We start from the raw sequence: 17,701 nt of genomic DNA, 5'->3' as shown, positions 1-17,701 counted from the left end.
GGGCGGCAGTTATAAGCTATTACAGCTCATAAAAGCGCCCTTTGGGATCAGATGTTTATTACTTCACACTTCGACTTTGATATATTATTCGATTAATTCTTGATCAAATCAAGGGTTTCGTCAAATAATTGCTTCTGGTCTTCAATCTTGTTTTCATTACCGATAACACAGCGTTGCTGCTGTTCCAATATAGCGGATACCACTTCGGCAAAACCTATAATGTCATTTTCTGTTGTGCTTAGCACTTCATCCCGTTCTTTCTGAAGATCGGCTTCGGTGACATTAGACAGATAACATTCCAGAGAGAATGATCCTTCGCCATAAGGGGTCCTTGGTGTATCGAGGTCCTGGATGGCGCCAATGATATATCTTGTCATTTCCCGTTTATCTGCTTTGAAATCCTTCAGGTATTGCGGCATCTCTTCATAAACTTTGTATGTTTTTTCGAGATTTGGGTCACGGTACGATGCTACATAACTGTCTCCGTTACGTCTGAAACCTGACATGCAGCCGTATGCTCCGCCTTTGGCTCTGATATTATTCCACAAGTAATCCAGAGATAGAATCCCCTGCAAGACACGCAGCGAGCCGGTGTACGAATACCCTTTATCGATAAAATTACCTGTTTGAACGACATATTGGACTTCAGATGGAGATCTGAATCCTTCTTTGTGATGCACAGGTGTAAATGCCTCTTTTTCTTTGGCAACGTCCTGGGTGAACAGCTTCGCTTTCAAATCGGATACCTGTTTCTCCAAGCCCGCATACCCCTGATCATCTGCAGTGTAACTTACAAGCAAGTTTTCCGGTCTGAAAATAAAGCTAGTCAACGATTGAAGGCTGGTCGACAGTTCTTCTTTTCTTGCCTCAAAGTTCGCTTGAAGCTCCTCAAGCCACTGGTAAAAGGCGATGCCGCTAACCGCTTCCCTAAAGTTTGCGACAGCCGAATGTTTAGAGGTCGAACGGCCAATTCCCGCTGAATGCCCTCCGCTGATCAGATTGCGCTGCAAGTTGCCTTTCAACTGGGCAATAATTTCATATAAACGCTTCGAATCATCAAATTTGGACGTAAACACAATTTCTTTGATCATGTCAAAAGCAAATCCAAGTTTGTCATACAGTACTTTGGCGTTGAATTCATACGTAGCCTTGAAATCACCATGCTCATGCGCGTTTGCATACGTACCGATGCCACTATGAATGCCCCCGGAATGAATGTGAATTTCATTCGACAATTCATTAAATGAGAAATTCTGAGTGTCGACGTAACCGAGCACACTTTTCAGCAATCCAACATACGGCAGCAAACGCCGTGGGACTTCCTTAATATCGAACAACAGTCTCAGATAACCGATTCCATTCGTATAGATGTTATGGTGCAGTACCGTTGTACCTTCGACCTGATTTACCGTCTGATACAGCGTGGATGCTTTCGGTTCAATATCCTCTATCGACAACGTCGGAATCACCTGCTGTTGTTCCTTGGTTGACGGTGCATTCTGGTACTCGGCGAGAGCCTCGGTTCTCTGAATGAGCTGCTGAATCTCTTCCTGACTCAGTCCCGCCTGAACTGATTTCAGATGTGCTTTCAGTGCTTCCTCTTTGCGTGCGTTCAATCCTTTATCCGGCGTGACAGCAACGAAAGAAGTATGTGTATTTTTCAATAAATACGTATCAATCAACTTCTCAAAGTAACCCTCGGTCATCTTCGTTCTGAGCTCGGCGAATACATCATTTGCTTCCAAATGAGTAAATGGCGCATCGACATCATACAGCCAGCTTTGCAATGAGGAGAAACCGTAGATTAATCCTTTGGGCATTCTTCCATAGTCGGCTTCACGGTGGTTGAACTCATAGGAATTAATACCTGCGAGCAGCGCTTTTGGATCAAAGCCTTCTTTCACAACACGCTCTAACACCTCTTTTACCGTCCCCAGAAAATCTTCTTTGCTTGCCAGATTGCTCTTCTTCAATCCAACGGTGAACACAGGCTGATACAGGCTGTCATCATACGTACCATATACATCCTTTGCAATGCCCTTATCCAGCAAGGCCTGCTTCAGAACCGCTCCTGGAGCGTTAAGCAGTGCATACAGCAAAATTTGAAACGAGATGTTCAATTCCTTGTCCAGACTTGTTCCAATGACCGCATTATAGGTCAAGAAGCTGTTATCCACTTCTGATTCGGTACTCCCGGCAGAATATGTCTTAACTGCGTCCACTCTTTGTCCGAATGCAGGCTGGAGCTGAATGGCAGAATCAATCTCAATTCGATCAAACTCGCTCAGATAGTTCTCATCTAACCACTGCAATTTCTCTTCCATATCCATATCCCCATACAAATAAATGAAGCTGTTGGACGGATGATAGTATCTGGAGTGGAAATCCAGCAAGCCTTGATAAGTCAGATCGGGAATGGCATCGGGAAATCCGCCTGATTCACAGGAATATGTAGTATCCGGGAAAAGTGAATTTAGAACTTCCCTGCGTACAATCCGTTCCGGTGAAGAAAAAGCACCCTTCATCTCGTTATATACAACGCCGTTATAGGTTAACTCATCTTCAGCTGAGGTCAGGTTGTAATTCCAACCCTCCTGCAGAAATATTTTTTCATTATTATAAATATTTGTGTGGAGTACCGCATCCAGATAAATATCCATCAGGTTATGGAAGTCATGATCATTCCGACTTGCAATCGGATAGATTGTTTTATCGGGATATGTCATCGCATTCAGAAATGTATTAAGAGAACCCTTCAGCAATTCAACAAAGGAATCCTTGGCCGGAAATTTCTTGGAGCCACACAGTACGGAATGTTCCAGAATGTGAGCTACACCTGTATTGTCTTCCGGAGGAGTACGGAAACCGATACTGAACACTTTATTATCATCCTGATTAGATAAGAGTACAATTTTGGCTCCGGATTTCTGATGTTCCAGGAGATACGCATCTGACTTCAACTCTTCGATTCTGCGTTCCTGCAGCACCTTATAGGGCTTAAGCTGTTTCAACATGGGTCGAGTCCTCCGTCCATAAAATTGTTTAGTTTGGTATGCAACCTTGAGTTCTTCAAGTTCAAAGATAAAGGTAATTTATACCTACGGATAGTATACACTATCGATCCTGGTAATTCATAATGGGTAGCCCCATAGGCGTCATCTGATATGTATTATCGTTTCTTAATGTTTATGAACTGAATGGTACAGCAGAAAATCATAAAAATTAAAATTTCCAAACAAAAAAAGATCGCATGAACAACTTGTTTAACAAGTGTCATGCGATCTTTTCTTAAGATGCCGAGGACCGGGATCGAACCGGTACGGTAGTCACCTACCGCAGGATTTTAAGTCCTGTGCGTCTGCCAATTCCGCCACCCCGGCATGGGTATGTATTTCTTGGCGACAAGAAATATCTTACCATGAAATTTATAGCTTTGCAATACCTTAATATAAAATTATCCAAAAAAAATGAAACAGGCACTGCCAGCGTTAGCGAGCAGTGCCTAGAAAGTTCGAGTTGCGGTCCCGAACTTTCTTTAAACCATCTATATTAAGGGAGGTGTGAAATAAGAATACCTCCCCAACATTAAAGAAACCTAAAATCAGGCTTAAATTAAACTAAAAAAGAAGAATAGGTGCAATTCGGTCTGCCTCTTCCTCGCTGCATTCCACAACCACCAGGATATGCCCCTGTACCAGCCAATCTTCATAGTAATTAGCATCTTCTTCAGAGACCCCTGCTTCTGTTAAGGTAAGCACCAGATCATCCGTTTCATTTCCAATCTCGTTGCCTGCAAGTTTGCGTACCGCTTTTCCGATGGACATCGTCTGATCCATCCGCTTGCCCAGACCAGCAAGCACCCCTTTAAGCACGCCTAGTGCACCGTCTGTTCCTGCGCCCTTCAGAGGCATAGGCAAACCAGTCTTCTCGCTTACCACTTCGAGATTAACCTGTTCTTTGGCTACCGCACCCAAATATTTATCTGCTATACCTTCCTCTTTCAATTTATTTAACATGATAATGGCTTCATTCTCCGTGCGTACGAGTCCGATCAGCAATTGTGTCATTATACGTCCCCTCCTTTTACCCTTATATAACCCTGGTTGCTTCTTCAAAAACGCAGAGCACATAATAAGTCCTTTCACCTATGTAAAATTTAATTTCTGATCTGGAAATCTATACCTAGTTCTGATAGACTAGATAAAGAAGACAAATTAACCATTGAAATTATTGACATATCGAATTACTATTCCATAACCAGGAGCAATGACATATGAAAAAAGAGGTAGAAATTGCCATTCGACGCAAACAACAAATCATCGTTCGTAATACAAGTGGACAAACGGTAACTGGATTTCCGGAACGTACAGCCGATGCTTCCATTCTTTCCTTACGGACAGTTCACGGAAGCCTGTGGATTCCATTCGACGAAGTAGAACAAGTCACACGTCTGTTAAGCATTCGCTCTCATCATTTAAGTGGAATGCAGTTGTGTACGGCTGATCTGTAAACAGGGAACAAGTACTTCATGTATTTATACGTGAACTAGACGTGTTTATTTCGCCCTTCATAAAATAAAACCAGACGTATCAACGTCTGGTTTTATTTTTGCCTTTTACTTTACACCACACTCTTTCAAAGCCAAGGCATTTCTCCATCAATTACTTTCTCATTCATAGTCCGTCGTTATTTCACCACAAACTTTACTCGTGTTCCATCTGGATATGTACTTAGCTGGTTTCCCACCCATGAGCCTGCACCACGATTATCTTTGGGACTAATATATTGGATATCCGCACCCGCTCCGCCTTCTGCACACATCGCCATTGGCCATTCATCCCGATCTTTCCCCTTTTTGACCGGAACACCTTTGAGGGACAAATCCCGATTACCTTCAGCTCCACTGCGATCAATGGTGCATACATCCGAATGTCCTGCCTTGATGGCCTTCTTGATATGATTGGCCGTTTCGGGATAGCGCTCGGCCGGGAATGTGATGGTATGATCTACGCTCCCCTTGCTTCCTCCAAATTGGGACGGTATATCCAGAGACCATTCTCCCCCAACCCATGCATAGAGAGCTACCATTAACATGGCCACCAGCGTCAATATCTGCTTTTTAAATCGTTGCTTGCCCTTGCTCCTTTTACTTCTGCGTCTTTTACTCATGCTGTTTCTCCCCCATTCAACACTTGCATTATACCAGAACGCCAGTTCGCTAAACAATATAAAAAAACATAAAAAAACAGCCGACACTTCCCGGCTGTTCGTTCTGCATAGACTACCCCACGTTAGGAATCGCCTGTTGTCGAAGTAAAGGCAAGGTTACCTCAAACTTCGTACCTTTCCCCTCGGTACTCTCCACCGAAATTTGACCATCCATCAATTCGAGCAACTCTTTGCAGATGGTGAGTCCAAGTCCGCTGCCGCCAAATTTGCGTGCATGAGAGATGTCTGTCTGCGTGAATGCTTCAAACAATTGATTGATTTTATTATCTGGAATGCCAATGCCGGTGTCATGTACAGTGAATACCAGAATAACGGTATCCCCTCGCCGCTCCTCAACGTCCATCTGTAATTGCACTTCACCTTGTTCCGTGAATTTAATGGCGTTGCTGAGCAGGTTATCCAGCACTTGTCGGAGACGCAGAGGATCACCTGTGAGTACATCAGGAGTAGTCAGATCCGCATGACAGAGCAAGCGAATTTGTTTATTCTGCGCCGCAGGTTCATGCGTTTTAATAATCTGTTGAATCAGCTTCAACGGCTGAAATTCGATTTGCTCCACTCTCATTTTCCCTCTGCCCAGCTTGGCCATATCAAGACTATTGTTGACAATGTTCAGAAGAGCCTCCCCTGACTGGCGCGCAAGCTCCAGGTACTCTTTTTGCTCCTCACTGTTGTCACCCATGCCCACAAGTTCGATCATGCCCATAATCCCGTTCAGCGGCGTGCGAAGTTCATGGTTCAGCTTCCCAATGAACTCCAGCTGTCCCCTACTGTTCATTTCTGTCAGCGAAGCTGCCATACGTAACTGCTGCTCAGCATATTTTCGCTCCGAAATATCGTATTGAATCCCTACAAAAAACAAACATTCCCCTGAATCATCGAAAATCGGATCAATATTCAGTTCATTCCAGAATTTCTGTCCATGCTTCGTATAGTTTAGAATCTCTGTCTTGATCGACTGACGCTTCTTCAATGCTTCGCGAATTCTCTGTACGGTTTCCGGATCCGTATCCGGCCCTTGCAGGAACCGGCAATTCTGTCCAATCGACTCTTCCGCACTATATCCGGTTAATTCACTAAAATATTCATTTACATACATTAGCGGAAAATCAGGCAAGGTAGCATCGACTACGGTCACGGAAGATTTAATCTTAGAAATTATAAATTCCCATTGTATAGCGAGTTGATTGTATTTAGTCATGCTTCCTCCTTCATCTCACCAAACTTTGTTGTGTTGTGTTCATGCTCCTAATGAAGCTATCGATAACCCGATGGTATGTGATTATATAAAAACAATATAATTAATTGTAACATAGTTATTCAAGCCATGTGTTCCTTGGGTAATATCTGATTAATACATTCACAAATCTTATCATGTCATCAGGAGGGTCACTCATGAAATTTTTATTAATCGTTATTATTATTATTTTGCTTGTTTTCTTCTTCTCCAGACGTAAGCGTTAATTTTGAGCGGGTCATGTAAAATGAGGAAGGAAGATCGGGTATGAGAACCCTCTTTTTTATATTCATGACACTTTGTATCATTAATTTGTGCTTCCCGAAATTTGGCTGGTACTTGCGTTATGGCTGGATTTCTCGGGGAGAGGCTGAGCCCAGCAGACCTTATATGGCGATGACCAGAATGACCAGTCTGTTGATGCTGCTTATCGCTTTTACGCTCGTTGTGGCTTAAATTATAGAAACCAGAACGGCAGCTGTCCCTTGGGACAGCTGCTTTTTTGCTGCTTCAATGACGGGAAAATGACAACTTTGTTTGTGGTGCGTTTGCAACGATACCCGTAATATATAATTATCGTTGTGGAAAGGACACCTTAGCATGAACATCGCATTTTATCCATATTGGGCTGCCAAAACGCTGCTTTCTCTCATTAATGTTATATATATCATGGTTATCACGACGTTTATTTACGGTCAGACCGGGTCTGTTCTTTACGCTGCGCTGTTTCCATTCATTCAAATGTCAGCGCGTATCGTCGCAGGGTTCACTGCACCACTGCTTGTGAACCGTTTCGCATTCTCCAGGCTGATTATTAGCATTCCTTTAGCCAAAACATTGATGATTACCGGAATCGCCATCGCATTTACCGATCTCACTGCTCACATTCCTCTTCTGCTTGTGGGAATAGCGATCCTCTCGTTCCTGGACGGATGGGAATCTCCATTAATAAACACATTAACTCCACGATTGGTTCAAGGAGAAGATCTGGTGAAGGCGAATAGTTTTCTCTCATTCTCTACTCAGACCGTGACGATCATTGGATATGCGATGACAGGATTCATCGTTATGCACTGGGGGGCTTCACAAACATTCTGGGCGGCTACAAGCTTATCCTGGGCTGTCCTGCTTCTAATGATTACGATCAGTTCACTTACCCGCGATATGCAGGAAAAAGTCAAGAAATCCACTTCCAGATGGGATGTATTAAGGGAAGGTTGGCTTATTCTTTGGAAAAATCGATCGTTGCGCCTGATAACGTTCATGGACCTGGTTGAAGGTCTTGCTGGCTCCATCTGGATCGGTGCTATCACGCTTGCTTTTGTGAAAGAAGCTTTGGGCCAAGAGGAAGGTTGGTGGGGACTTATCAACTCCAGCTATTCTGCCGGCACCGTTCTTGGGGGAATTCTGGCCATCGCCTTGGCCACTCGCTTACAGAAGCACTTGATCTCCAGTATGGCCATAGGTTCTCTTCTCTTCAGCTTACTGACCATCGCATACGGTTTAAACAGCCTTCCTTGGCTTGCTCTGGTATTGTGTATGCTTATGGGTCCTGCTTATCAGATCCGCGATATTGCTCAGCAGACGGCTTTTCAGACCAGTGTGCCCATCGAATCACTGTCCAAAGTAAACGCAGCACATGGAATTATTCTCTCAGCTTCCATGAGCATATCTACGGTAATCTTCGGTCTGATTGCTGATCAAATGGGGATTCGGCTGGTATATTTGATTGGCGGTGCCTTATTCATCGTATCCTCCCTGTGCTCTTTCCGGTTAAATCGAATTAAAGAGCAACATGATTGAATCAAAAAAAGACGAGCACATATCTGCTCGTCTCTGCTGCATCCGCACATCATCGGTGCAGCCATTTTTTTCTCAATCCAATCGGTAATCTGTCAAAGGCTTGCCTTGTTTATAATACAGCGCTGGTGACAGTATATTGAAGAAAATATGCACATCAGGCAAATCCGCTTCTTCCAAAATAACCTGCATTGAGGAAGCAATTCGATTATGAATCTCCTGATCACGTTGGAACATCAAGATCTCTACTGAAGCCGGAGAAGGAGTAAGGGCTTGTACGTCATGACGTTCTGCCTTCATTCTCTCCCGCGGAATATTGGTAATCAACGCAAATTGCTCCGTGATGCGAGGTACAACTTCCTCCAGCTGAGGTCCTGTGAATCCTTTAAAACGAATAAACGGCATTACTATCCCTTCAATCTCTATTATTAGTCTCTTATGTGATTTTAAGCACATTGTTTTCGGTTGTCAAATCTCTTTCATCATATCATTTTTTTCATAGAAACGCAGAAAAGCCCCGCTGAAGTCTCAGCGGAGCATACACGTAACCAGGGTCTCACCTTGTTCTACAGTGGCTTACAGCCAGAAAGATTTAGTGATGATTACGAGCAGGATGAAGAGTACGAGAATTGCGCTTGTGGAAGTCCATCCACCAAATCCACCAACATTGCCGCCACAACCGTATCCAACTTCACTCATTTGATTGGCCTCCTTTGAATTTCAAGGTATGCCATAATATATGTCGATTCTAACATGAATGACCGGGCTATACGGCAAGCTAACCGGCCCAATCATTGTGTATTCTGTTAGTTGAATTATGCCGAAGGAATGACTTGGATGTTCACATCATTTCCTGATACTTCACGATAGAGGTCTGCTGTATTTTGCTGCTCCAGGACAATCAAACGAGTACGTGTATCGTTTCTGGACGCCAAAACCACTTGACCATCCGGGGCAATACAATAGGCGATTGGAATTGAAATTTCACTGTTACGATATGAACCGTCCGCATGGCTGGTCCCCATAACAATGCATTGATTTTGTATTGCCATCTGCCGTGCTTCTTCAACCCACTCTGTATACTGCTCTTCACTGAACATCCCCACACCAATGGAATGCATAATCATATCCACTCTGCCAATATTCTCGTTGCGAAATCCTTGCAGCACCAGTTCGTCACATAGCAATGTGCTTATGGTCCAGTCCTGTTCCTTAATTACCTCAGCAGCGGTATACTTCGCTTTCTCCAATACAGTCTCCCCAGCCTTGTTAATGATGATCGTACGGTCCTTGGGACGTTCATCCAACCTGCGATGACCTGATACAATCATCGTTCCATATACAGCCGCCAGACGGCTAGCCTCTTCCACGTTCTGATTCAGATAGCCTTCAGGAAAGAACAACACATCCGCTTCTGGATGTTGTTTCAATTCCGCTTCCAGCTGCAGCAATTGTTGTTCCAACCTGGGTTGTCCAATAATAATCTTCAACGTTTATCCCCCATTCATGAATAAAAGCCGGTTCATACCTGTATCAGGTATGAAACCGGCTTAAAGGTTGTACAGGCAGGATTCCTGCTCACCGCACTTCGCTTCAAGAGTAATTGTCTTTGGCATATCGTTACGTCTAACAATTACTTTTACAGTTTAAATGATATGTAGTTAGGAATTTCTGTGTTCAATTCTATCATAAATCTCCTGCCCGTCATAACCTCGATCTGTAGCTATATCTTTCGCAAAAAGTACCATATCACCAGTCGCAGCTGAATTTGCGCCCAACGCTCCCACAACCGCCGCAAGTGGATACAGCAAAATGGTCAGAACCTTCTTCATGCACTCATCTCCTCTTCCGTATACAGGGAATTTTTGTGTGATCATCCTAATAATACGATGAAAAGAAGTGAGTTTCAATCTTTATAGACACTCGAAGCTTTCCAACAAATCTATTGCTTCCTCATGATCAGGTTCCAAAGCCAGTACTTTCCGTGTGTAAGCCAGTGTTTCTTCTTCCAGTTCAAGTTCATAACAACACACAGCCAAGTCGTACAGCACAGCTGAGTTCTGTTTTCTCGAATCAGTACCTAACGACAGCTCCAGAAATCGCTTGGCGTCCTCATACATATACATCCCATATAACAGCTGACCTACAAGAAACGCCACATCTCCTAGCCGCTCCATTACATAATATGAAGACCACATGATGTGGATTCCAGACTGAATATCAAGCATTTCCTCATCGCTTGCATCCGGTAGAAGGTTCGAAATCCGGTTGGCACTATGAATCAAAAACTCAGCATCATATCCGCCCAGACGCCAGAACGGTATAATCTGCTTCAATTCCATCCGCTCTACCTGATGATCCATCCATACTTTCATACTGAAGAAATCATCGGGTCCAAAACGTTCAACAAATCGGTGATACGCCAGACGAGTGTTTATGTACCCCAGTGGTTCGTCCACCATCAACATACATCCAACGTTCAGATCTTTATAATGATGTGTTGTGAAACGAGTGTGGGCTCCTTGCTGTTCCAATACATATTGAATGGCATGATAATTTGCCGTTAAAGAAAAACTTCCATGAAGTACAAATTCAGGAGGCTCGGCAAACTTCCAGTTGTCCAGTCGATGGTCACCTTTGTCCGCAGTAATTAACACATATCCTGAATCTGATAACCTATTCAATCGTTCGAGACAGGACAGACCGATTGCCGGGAACATAATGTGCGAGTCCTCCAACTCTTCCTTGTACAGAGCGATAAGCCCTTGATACGGATAGTCTTCTGCACTGTACTCAGGTGCACGGCGGTATTCATAACTCAGTATCATGTTTTTCAGCAACTCGGCAGGCTCCGAATGAAGAGCAGATTCTGGAGATTGGAGGAGTATGTCACACTCATATATCTCCCCCTCACCGACATAAATTAATTCCTGTGGAATGCTGTCAAAAAAGTAATTGGCAATCAACAGCAAAGGTTGCTTCAGATCGCCCGGTCGAATAACTGTATCCGCCACTACCAGATTCAACTCGGTGTCCTGTATCGCGTCAAAACGTGCGAAATCCAGTATTCCTTGGTCAATAAAGGATTGCATGGACGGATGCTCTCTCCAGCCCAATACATTATCTTCGACCAGATCGGTCATTACATATCGAAAAGCTGGCAGCTGCACGCCTGCAAAATCTTTCAACTCTGTCAGTTTGAACAGAATTTGGTGCGCCAAGCGGCCTACGCCCGCTCCAAGTTCCAGAATGGTCACTGTCTCGGCCGTCTTTCCTTTGCTGGCGAGATCTTGAAGAAAACCAAAAATCATCTCGGCATACGCCATTGCAATCATGGGGTTACTCGTAATATATTGCGGAACCTGATTCTCGGTCCAAGCGTGCAGCCCTTTCTGTTCATAATATGCCCGCTGCCAGTCCCATACCGGAGCTTCACTGAAGCGGTATCGTTGTCCTTCGTTTTGCATCATTGGTTGAAAACCTGCTTTCCATTCATAATTTCATCGACATTTCGGACTTTCCATTCCATGTTCTCATAGACCGTTCCCTTAATCTCTAACGCATTATATCATAAACGATGCCTGATCCAATGAAGTGCTAAACCACACTCCTGTAAAATAGAAAAAACCTGCCTTTCTCAAGGCAGGCAATGCTCGTTAATACATTTATGCTCCATCTATAACGAACTGTTGGCAAGGGCGCTCAACGTTAGTCCGAATATACGGCTCCATCAAAGTTCTCAGGTCCTACACGGATCGTACCCAGCAAGTTAGAGCTGATAAATGCAGTGTACGTCAACTGAGGTGTTATTGGTGGATTGAAATCATCCGCAGAGAACGTAATGACCTGAGGAGCCAGAATGCTCAAGCTGAACGTAGACGTTGCAGAATAGATGACAGGATCCGTTGCTAAGGTTCCTCTGACAATTGTTATCGTTACACCTACGAGGGCTAATGGAAGCTGCACTGATACAGTTCCTTTGAATTGTACCCGTGGGTTTGCACCAGCACCAGCTGTTTGCAGACCAATCTGACCAAACAGTTGAGGAGTATTGATTACGAGGATCGGGATAGCAATGGAGTTCGCCAAACTCGCATTCTGCGATGTTCTAGCATCAAGAAATTGACTCACGAAATCTACCTCCTTCTGTCGGGGATATGATAGTATATGTGAGATTTGAGATATGGCATCGACAGCCACTGATATTTAGAAAAAAGGGCATATGAAAAAGACACTGTCCGTATCGCTACGGCAGTGCCTCTAGAATTTCTAATCGAAGTTATGTTCGTTTTTCTCCAATCTCTCTTTTAATAATCGAATCTCTTGCTTCAAACCTGAGATTTCCTCCCTTAAACCAGATCTTTTTATTGCCATTGAAAACACAGCATATAAAATCAGACCTACCAAACCAATGAAAATAAATATAGTTAAAATTCCTACAAAACCCACAGCACTAGCACCATTCATAACTTTAAATTGTCACCACCTTTATAACATATATTTTAACAATGATACCATATATTTATTTTATCAGCTTTGTTTGCAATTTCGTTAGCATTCGCCTGCCATAAAAAAGCTCTGCTAGCATTATGCTAACAGAGCTTTCTCACAGTAAATTATTTGTAATTCCCTCATCACTTTAAAGTAATCTAATCAACTTCCAAAATAAACGTCCAATTTTCCAGTGGGCGGTGTGGTTGCCATCCAAACTGCAGCCAAATTATCGGGAGCATATGTTGTAGCAGTGATATAATCACCAATTAATACTGTAGGCATTGGAGAATTGCCATTGGGATTAAATGAGGTTGTCGTAAGCCTTCGATTCGCGAAGGTTGCACCTCCATCAAATGATTCAGCAACAAACACATCTAAAAGAAACCCGTCAATTTGATTTGTATAATAGATAACCCTTACTGTTCCGGTGAACGGCGATACAGTGATGGATGGAAAGAAGTTTTGTGATCCTACCGGTGCGCCCGTAATGCTAACCGGATCAGACCATAATAGCCCATCCGGGGATGAACATAACAAGATATCTGTATATCCATTCCTTGCATCGTTCCATACCGCATAAACAGCCCCACTGTTTGGCCCATTGGATATATCAGCACCCAAACTCAAATTTGTCTGAACTCGAAAAGCGTAATTGGGAACGGGTAATGGCGAAGGTGCGGGTACTACTGAAGAAATGAAAGTGGACTGTCTCTGGACGGGAGGCTGGAAGGTAATTCCTCCATCATAGGATATGCGTAATAGCGCCGAAGGGCTAGACGGACCTGTTACAATATATCCTGCATACACTTGGCCTGAAAAACCTACAGTTATTGATGAGCGGTCATGTATCCCTCGTGGATCGGATATTCGGTTAGGTGTCTGCCAACTTACTCCTTGATCAATAGACCTTTGGACAAAAATAGAAGAAGCAAGCGTTGCAAGTGGAATATAGCCGACATAAGCATTCCCCCTGTAAGGACTCCCCGGAGAACGATCTACTGCAATAAACGGCTCATCATTGTGAACGATAAGCCCATATCCCTTGTTAACGAACACGGGAGGTGCCCAAGTGACCCCATCATCCAAGGAAGTGTAGCTAATGATCGTACCGTCATTATCACCGTTAAATATATGAACCGTTACAATAAACGTACTCGGAAATGTGTAATCAATGGTCGGCGCTTCTGCACCAGCATAACCTGCTGGCTGCTGCAAAGTTGTCGTTGACCATGTCTGACCAGTGTCGGTAGAACGGTAAAATCCGATGAGTGTAGGACCTGTACTTGTGTCTACAGCAACTGCACACATGATATTAGGAAGTAACTCGTTGGAAGCAATCGAAGGTTCGAACTGATTTCCACCGAGTGCGCCTGTAATATTTACAACGGGCAAAATACTCACCTCCATTTCAAAAATTAAGGGATATTCGTAAATCGATCAACCCATATCATTTCTGACTGTAAAACACGTTGAATAACACCACCTGTAGAATCAATACCATATGCATGAATAATCGTACTTGTAGCACTAAAGAAGTCTGCTTGAACTTCATAAAATGCTGCATCGTTTAGTGCATAAATCAAGGTCCGAGATGCCTGCGGTCCAACTTGAAATAAATCGTGCCCGATTGGAATTCTGGCATTTTGAGTAGTGTCCCATTTAAACACTTCTATCTCTATATTTACAGGAATATTAAGAGAATCATTTAAACAAGTCACAAGAATCTGAGTAGCCACACTTCCACCTGTTGGCGAATTGTAGATCAACCCTGTAGAGTTTGGCAATCGAACTATCCCTCCTCTTTGAACCACAGATTAACTACACTATTTGTACGCCCCTATCATTTAAAGTAGTACGGATTCTTTGTTGAAGGGGAAATACAACAAAAAGCCTTGATGAAGCAGCAACGAATGATGATGCTCATCACCATCGAACTTTTGCAGGCTTTATTCCAAGGCTCAGTTAATATCAGTTTTGAGTTTATAACAATAGAAAAAAACCCTTGCTACGCAAGGGTTTCGAGAGAATGGGCCCTACAGGACTCGAACCTGTGACCAATCGGTTATGAGCCGACCGCTCTAACCAACTGAGCTAAGGGCCCTGAACAAAAATGTATAACGTTCAGATGATGGCTGTGAATCATCCAGTAAAACTAAATTGCGGGGGCAGGATTTGAACCTGCGGCCTTCGGGTTATGAGCCCGACGAGCTACCGGGCTGCTCCACCCCGCGTCAGTAAGAAATATTAAAACAGCGACTTAATTAATATACACCATACCTGCCCCACATGTCAAGGGGTAATGTTAGGGAATGAAGCGTACGCCATACCGCCCTTTTTTTGAACGATATACTTCCACTTCAGCTGGCTCGTTATGACCGTAAATCCACCCATCCTGCTCCATCCGTTTTGCAAGACACCCTGCCTGAAATTTGGTTGTATACAATTTGCTGAAATATACCCAGTGCATTCCACTCGTCCTTTCTTGAAGTCATCATTTATCCCTGCTTTTGTAGAATACCCCAATTCCATAAAAATAGCCGCCGAAGATATAAATCTCCAGCGGCTGCATCTATGATTTTTTTACAAGATCATCTAACTTTTATTGAAATGTGGCTTTAGGGTTCTTTTTCAATTTCTCCAGCATCTCGTTCCCTTTGGCTGCCCATTCACCAAGCGCTTCTTTTGGTGTTTTTTTGTTCGCAAGAACTTGATTGAAGTATTCCATACCCTTGTCACTTACTTGCCACAGGTTCGGCATTTTTTGATACATTTTATCCAAGTTCGTATTGGTCGGAGGTATAGGTTTCAGTGTATAGAACGCCTGGATATTGTAATCCAAGCCATCCTTCGGTTTAATAAAGCTCTTCCGTGAAACCATCTCATAACTGCTGCGTGCTTTGATTTTCGCCCAGTCTTCACTGTTCATATACTTAATCAATTCCCATGCATCATCAGGGTTCTGAGCTGAACTATTAATGGCCATAAGGTTGCTCAGATAAATGTTGCCTCCGATTTCAGGAGCCTCCGGATGAACTGGAGGTGTAACAACATCCCAGTCTACCTTCGTAAAGTCTTTCATTTTATCGGCATTTTTATTGGCATCAATCAATTGATTAATGTAACTGTAATCTCCAATCACCATGGCTGTTTTGCCACTCAGGAACAGATCACCCTGAAGTGGATTATAACGTCCACCCTCATCTTGATTATCCTGCGGTTCGTCTCCTTTAGGGATGACTTTATCTAAAGCCAGCTTGCTTATCGTACTCCATACTTTCTCCCACTGAGGAGAATCAACGGTCATTTTTTCTGCTTTGTCATCAAAAATTTTCAGCTGCAGAGAGTTATAATACTGGGACATCGTATAGTATGGAGAACCGCCTTGATAGGTACTGAAAGAGAAACCAAATACATGGTCTTTTCCTTCACCTTTGGTAAGGCGTGTACCCAGGTTGAAAATATCATCCCAAGTCATATTATCCGTTGGGGGCTCCACACCTGCTTTTTCAAACATACCCTTGTTATAGAACAAAGCGGAAGAGGAGAACGTTGGCGTCAATGCGTAGATGCTCTGATCTCCCAAATCCTTGATTCCTTCGAGAACACTTGGCACAATATCCGTAGTATCAAACTTATCTTCCTGCATCAGTGGGTCCAGTTGTTTCACCATGTTTTCCTGAATTAACGACTTGACTGTCGCCGTATCCGCCACGATGACGTCTACCGGGTTATCCCCTGTCATAATCTTCTTCAAGCTTTCCATCGTATCTGGAACGTCCTTCTGCTCTTCCTGGTTACCATACCCATACATGCTGCCCTGATCTACCGCAGGTACAACTTCAATCGTTATATTTGGATGTGTCAATTCAAAAGCATCGGTAAACTGCTGACGGAAATAACTATCATCCTGGCCCCCCCATAACGTCGCTACACGCAGTACACGCTGCTCGTTATCCTTGGACTCACTCGCTGTACAACCCGCAAGCAGCGGCAATGCCAGACTGGCTGTAGCCAGCACGGCCAGCACCCGTTTTCCCCAAAACCTGTTCTTCATCTCCCAATTCCCCCTCTAAAATTATCTTGGCGGTGTAATGACAATACGTTCACCGTCAAATTCCAATGTCGCACGGTTATCAATGGACAACGCCTCCAGATACTCCTTGGGCACCTGAAGTCGTCCCGCCCGGTCAATAATGACAAAAGCTTCGTGAATATCCGGGGCTCCTGCCTCCGACAAGCCATGTTCGTCATCCAAATTCGGATTGCGTTTCACAAACTCGGTGCTGGTCAAGCCGTCCCGAATCGCCACGATCCGGTCCACCTTGCCAGCGAGAGTCAGGTCATGGGTAACAATTACAATCGTGACTCCGAGTTCCTTATTCATTTTGCGGAAAATGCCCATGATTGTATCACAGGTCTCCGAGTCCACCGAGCCTGTTGGCTCATCGGCAAGCAGCAGCTTGGGGCGATTCGATAACGAGATGGCAATCGCCACCCGCTGCTGCTCCCCACCGGATAATTGATGCAGCTTGTTGTGCATCCGCTCCTTCAGTCCAACCCACTCCAGCAGCTGCATGGCATAGGCGCGATCGCGCTTTCCTCCCAAAATCATGGGCGTTTCCACGTTTTCCAGTGCTGTGAGGTATGGCAGGAGGTTACGGCCGTTATTTTGCCAAATGAACCCTACGGTATGACGTTTGTACTCCACCAATTGGGCGTCTGTCATTTTCAGCAAATCCCAGTCACCCACAACGGCTGTACCAGCTGTTGGACGATCAAGTCCGCCCAGAATGTTGAGCAATGTGGATTTACCACTACCACTGTTACCGATAATGGCCATCATTTCACCTTGATTGACAGTCAGATTGAGACCTTGAAGGGCAACGACTTCCACATCACTGGATTTAAAGATTTTGACAAGTCCTTCGCATTGGATCACGT

Annotated in this window: 19 protein-coding genes and 3 tRNA genes; 3 read left to right on the top strand and 19 right to left on the bottom strand. The window is 44.0% G+C overall.

All coding sequences use genetic code 11. The features are described 5' to 3' along the window. Nucleotides 1-92: 92 nt before the first annotated feature. The 3 genes from gpAD87_RS04530 to gpAD87_RS04520 form a co-directional block, all read right to left on the bottom strand. Nucleotides 93-3,014, bottom strand: a complete 2,922-nt coding sequence (locus gpAD87_RS04530) for an insulinase family protein (RefSeq protein WP_064636503.1) — start codon at nt 3,012-3,014, stop codon at nt 93-95. Nucleotides 3,015-3,294: 280 nt separating this feature from the next. After that, a tRNA-Leu gene (locus gpAD87_RS04525) sits at nt 3,295-3,380 on the bottom strand. Between the two features lie 237 nt (nt 3,381-3,617). After that, complete coding sequence (locus gpAD87_RS04520; protein ID WP_064636501.1) at nt 3,618-4,067, bottom strand: general stress protein; 450 nt, start codon at nt 4,065-4,067, stop codon at nt 3,618-3,620. 206 nt (nt 4,068-4,273) lie between these two features. On the opposite strand from gpAD87_RS04520, the gene gpAD87_RS04515 reads away from it, so the two are divergent. Continuing rightward, a complete protein-coding gene (locus gpAD87_RS04515; RefSeq protein WP_053784208.1) occupies nt 4,274-4,510 on the top strand; it encodes a hypothetical protein in 237 nt (78 codons plus the stop codon). 176 nt (nt 4,511-4,686) lie between these two features. Here gpAD87_RS04515 and gpAD87_RS04510 read toward each other — a convergent pair whose 3' ends face one another. Together gpAD87_RS04510 and gpAD87_RS04505 are read right to left on the bottom strand one after the other, a co-directional pair. Next, nucleotides 4,687-5,169, bottom strand: a complete 483-nt coding sequence (locus gpAD87_RS04510) for a NucA/NucB deoxyribonuclease domain-containing protein (RefSeq protein ID WP_079696176.1) — start codon at nt 5,167-5,169, stop codon at nt 4,687-4,689. Nucleotides 5,170-5,281: 112 nt separating this feature from the next. Further along, a complete protein-coding gene (locus tag gpAD87_RS04505) occupies nt 5,282-6,430 on the bottom strand; it encodes a sensor histidine kinase (RefSeq protein ID WP_064636499.1) in 1,149 nt (382 codons plus the stop codon). 303 nt (nt 6,431-6,733) lie between these two features. On the opposite strand from gpAD87_RS04505, the gene gpAD87_RS04500 reads away from it, so the two are divergent. Together gpAD87_RS04500 and gpAD87_RS04495 are read left to right on the top strand one after the other, a co-directional pair. Next, a complete protein-coding gene (locus tag gpAD87_RS04500) occupies nt 6,734-6,922 on the top strand; it encodes a DUF6199 family natural product biosynthesis protein (protein ID WP_053784205.1) in 189 nt (62 codons plus the stop codon). 144 nt (nt 6,923-7,066) lie between these two features. Next, nucleotides 7,067-8,269 (top strand): MFS transporter, encoded by a 1,203-nt coding sequence (locus gpAD87_RS04495; RefSeq protein WP_064636497.1) that lies wholly within the window; start codon nt 7,067-7,069, stop codon nt 8,267-8,269. Between the two features lie 72 nt (nt 8,270-8,341). Here the strand turns inward: gpAD87_RS04495 and gpAD87_RS04490 are convergent, their stop codons facing one another. From gpAD87_RS04490 to gpAD87_RS04440, 14 genes are all read right to left on the bottom strand, one after another. Beyond that, the gene (locus gpAD87_RS04490) at nt 8,342-8,671 is read right to left on the bottom strand and encodes a DUF1904 family protein (protein WP_063567881.1); all 330 of its coding nucleotides are present in this window, start codon (nt 8,669-8,671) and stop codon (nt 8,342-8,344) included. A gap of 171 nt (nt 8,672-8,842) precedes the next feature. Then, nucleotides 8,843-8,965 carry a sporulation protein YjcZ gene (locus tag gpAD87_RS31355; RefSeq protein WP_079696179.1) on the bottom strand — a complete coding sequence of 41 codons (123 nt, stop codon included), beginning with the start codon at nt 8,963-8,965 and terminating at the stop codon, nt 8,843-8,845. 116 nt (nt 8,966-9,081) lie between these two features. Beyond that, nucleotides 9,082-9,756: a hypothetical protein gene (locus gpAD87_RS04485; protein ID WP_064636495.1), complete on the bottom strand. Its 675-nt coding sequence runs from the start codon at nt 9,754-9,756 to the stop codon at nt 9,082-9,084. Nucleotides 9,757-9,927: 171 nt separating this feature from the next. Continuing rightward, complete coding sequence (locus gpAD87_RS31730) at nt 9,928-10,098, bottom strand: hypothetical protein (RefSeq protein WP_157258415.1); 171 nt, start codon at nt 10,096-10,098, stop codon at nt 9,928-9,930. Between the two features lie 81 nt (nt 10,099-10,179). Then, nucleotides 10,180-11,736 (bottom strand): hypothetical protein, encoded by a 1,557-nt coding sequence (locus gpAD87_RS04480; protein ID WP_064636493.1) that lies wholly within the window; start codon nt 11,734-11,736, stop codon nt 10,180-10,182. A 238-nt stretch (nt 11,737-11,974) separates the two neighbouring features. After that, nucleotides 11,975-12,397: a hypothetical protein gene (locus gpAD87_RS04475; protein ID WP_063567878.1), complete on the bottom strand. Its 423-nt coding sequence runs from the start codon at nt 12,395-12,397 to the stop codon at nt 11,975-11,977. Between the two features lie 138 nt (nt 12,398-12,535). Continuing rightward, nucleotides 12,536-12,733 (bottom strand): hypothetical protein, encoded by a 198-nt coding sequence (locus tag gpAD87_RS04470; RefSeq protein ID WP_063567877.1) that lies wholly within the window; start codon nt 12,731-12,733, stop codon nt 12,536-12,538. Nucleotides 12,734-12,919: 186 nt separating this feature from the next. Further along, a complete protein-coding gene (locus tag gpAD87_RS04465) occupies nt 12,920-14,152 on the bottom strand; it encodes a sialidase family protein (RefSeq protein ID WP_082935002.1) in 1,233 nt (410 codons plus the stop codon). Nucleotides 14,153-14,175: 23 nt separating this feature from the next. Continuing rightward, nucleotides 14,176-14,544, bottom strand: coding sequence for a hypothetical protein (locus gpAD87_RS04460; RefSeq protein ID WP_064636489.1), 369 nt, complete (start codon nt 14,542-14,544; stop codon nt 14,176-14,178). Between the two features lie 243 nt (nt 14,545-14,787). Further along, a tRNA-Ile gene (locus gpAD87_RS04455) sits at nt 14,788-14,861 on the bottom strand. A 56-nt stretch (nt 14,862-14,917) separates the two neighbouring features. Beyond that, nucleotides 14,918-14,991: transfer RNA gene (locus tag gpAD87_RS04450), tRNA-Met, on the bottom strand. 71 nt (nt 14,992-15,062) lie between these two features. Beyond that, nucleotides 15,063-15,227 (bottom strand): hypothetical protein, encoded by a 165-nt coding sequence (locus gpAD87_RS32100; protein WP_162842468.1) that lies wholly within the window; start codon nt 15,225-15,227, stop codon nt 15,063-15,065. Between the two features lie 132 nt (nt 15,228-15,359). After that, nucleotides 15,360-16,814 (bottom strand): ABC transporter substrate-binding protein, encoded by a 1,455-nt coding sequence (locus gpAD87_RS04445; protein ID WP_064636487.1) that lies wholly within the window; start codon nt 16,812-16,814, stop codon nt 15,360-15,362. A gap of 21 nt (nt 16,815-16,835) precedes the next feature. Continuing rightward, complete coding sequence (locus tag gpAD87_RS04440; RefSeq protein WP_064636485.1) at nt 16,836-17,699, bottom strand: ABC transporter ATP-binding protein; 864 nt, start codon at nt 17,697-17,699, stop codon at nt 16,836-16,838. Between the last annotated feature and the right edge of the window lie 2 nt (nt 17,700-17,701).

Source organism: Paenibacillus sp. AD87 (genome assembly GCF_001659845.1).
Taxonomy (GTDB): domain Bacteria; phylum Bacillota; class Bacilli; order Paenibacillales; family Paenibacillaceae; genus Paenibacillus; species Paenibacillus marchantiae.
The sequence above is the reverse complement of the archived record's forward strand: the minus strand, read 5'-3'. Positions and strand labels throughout refer to the sequence as shown.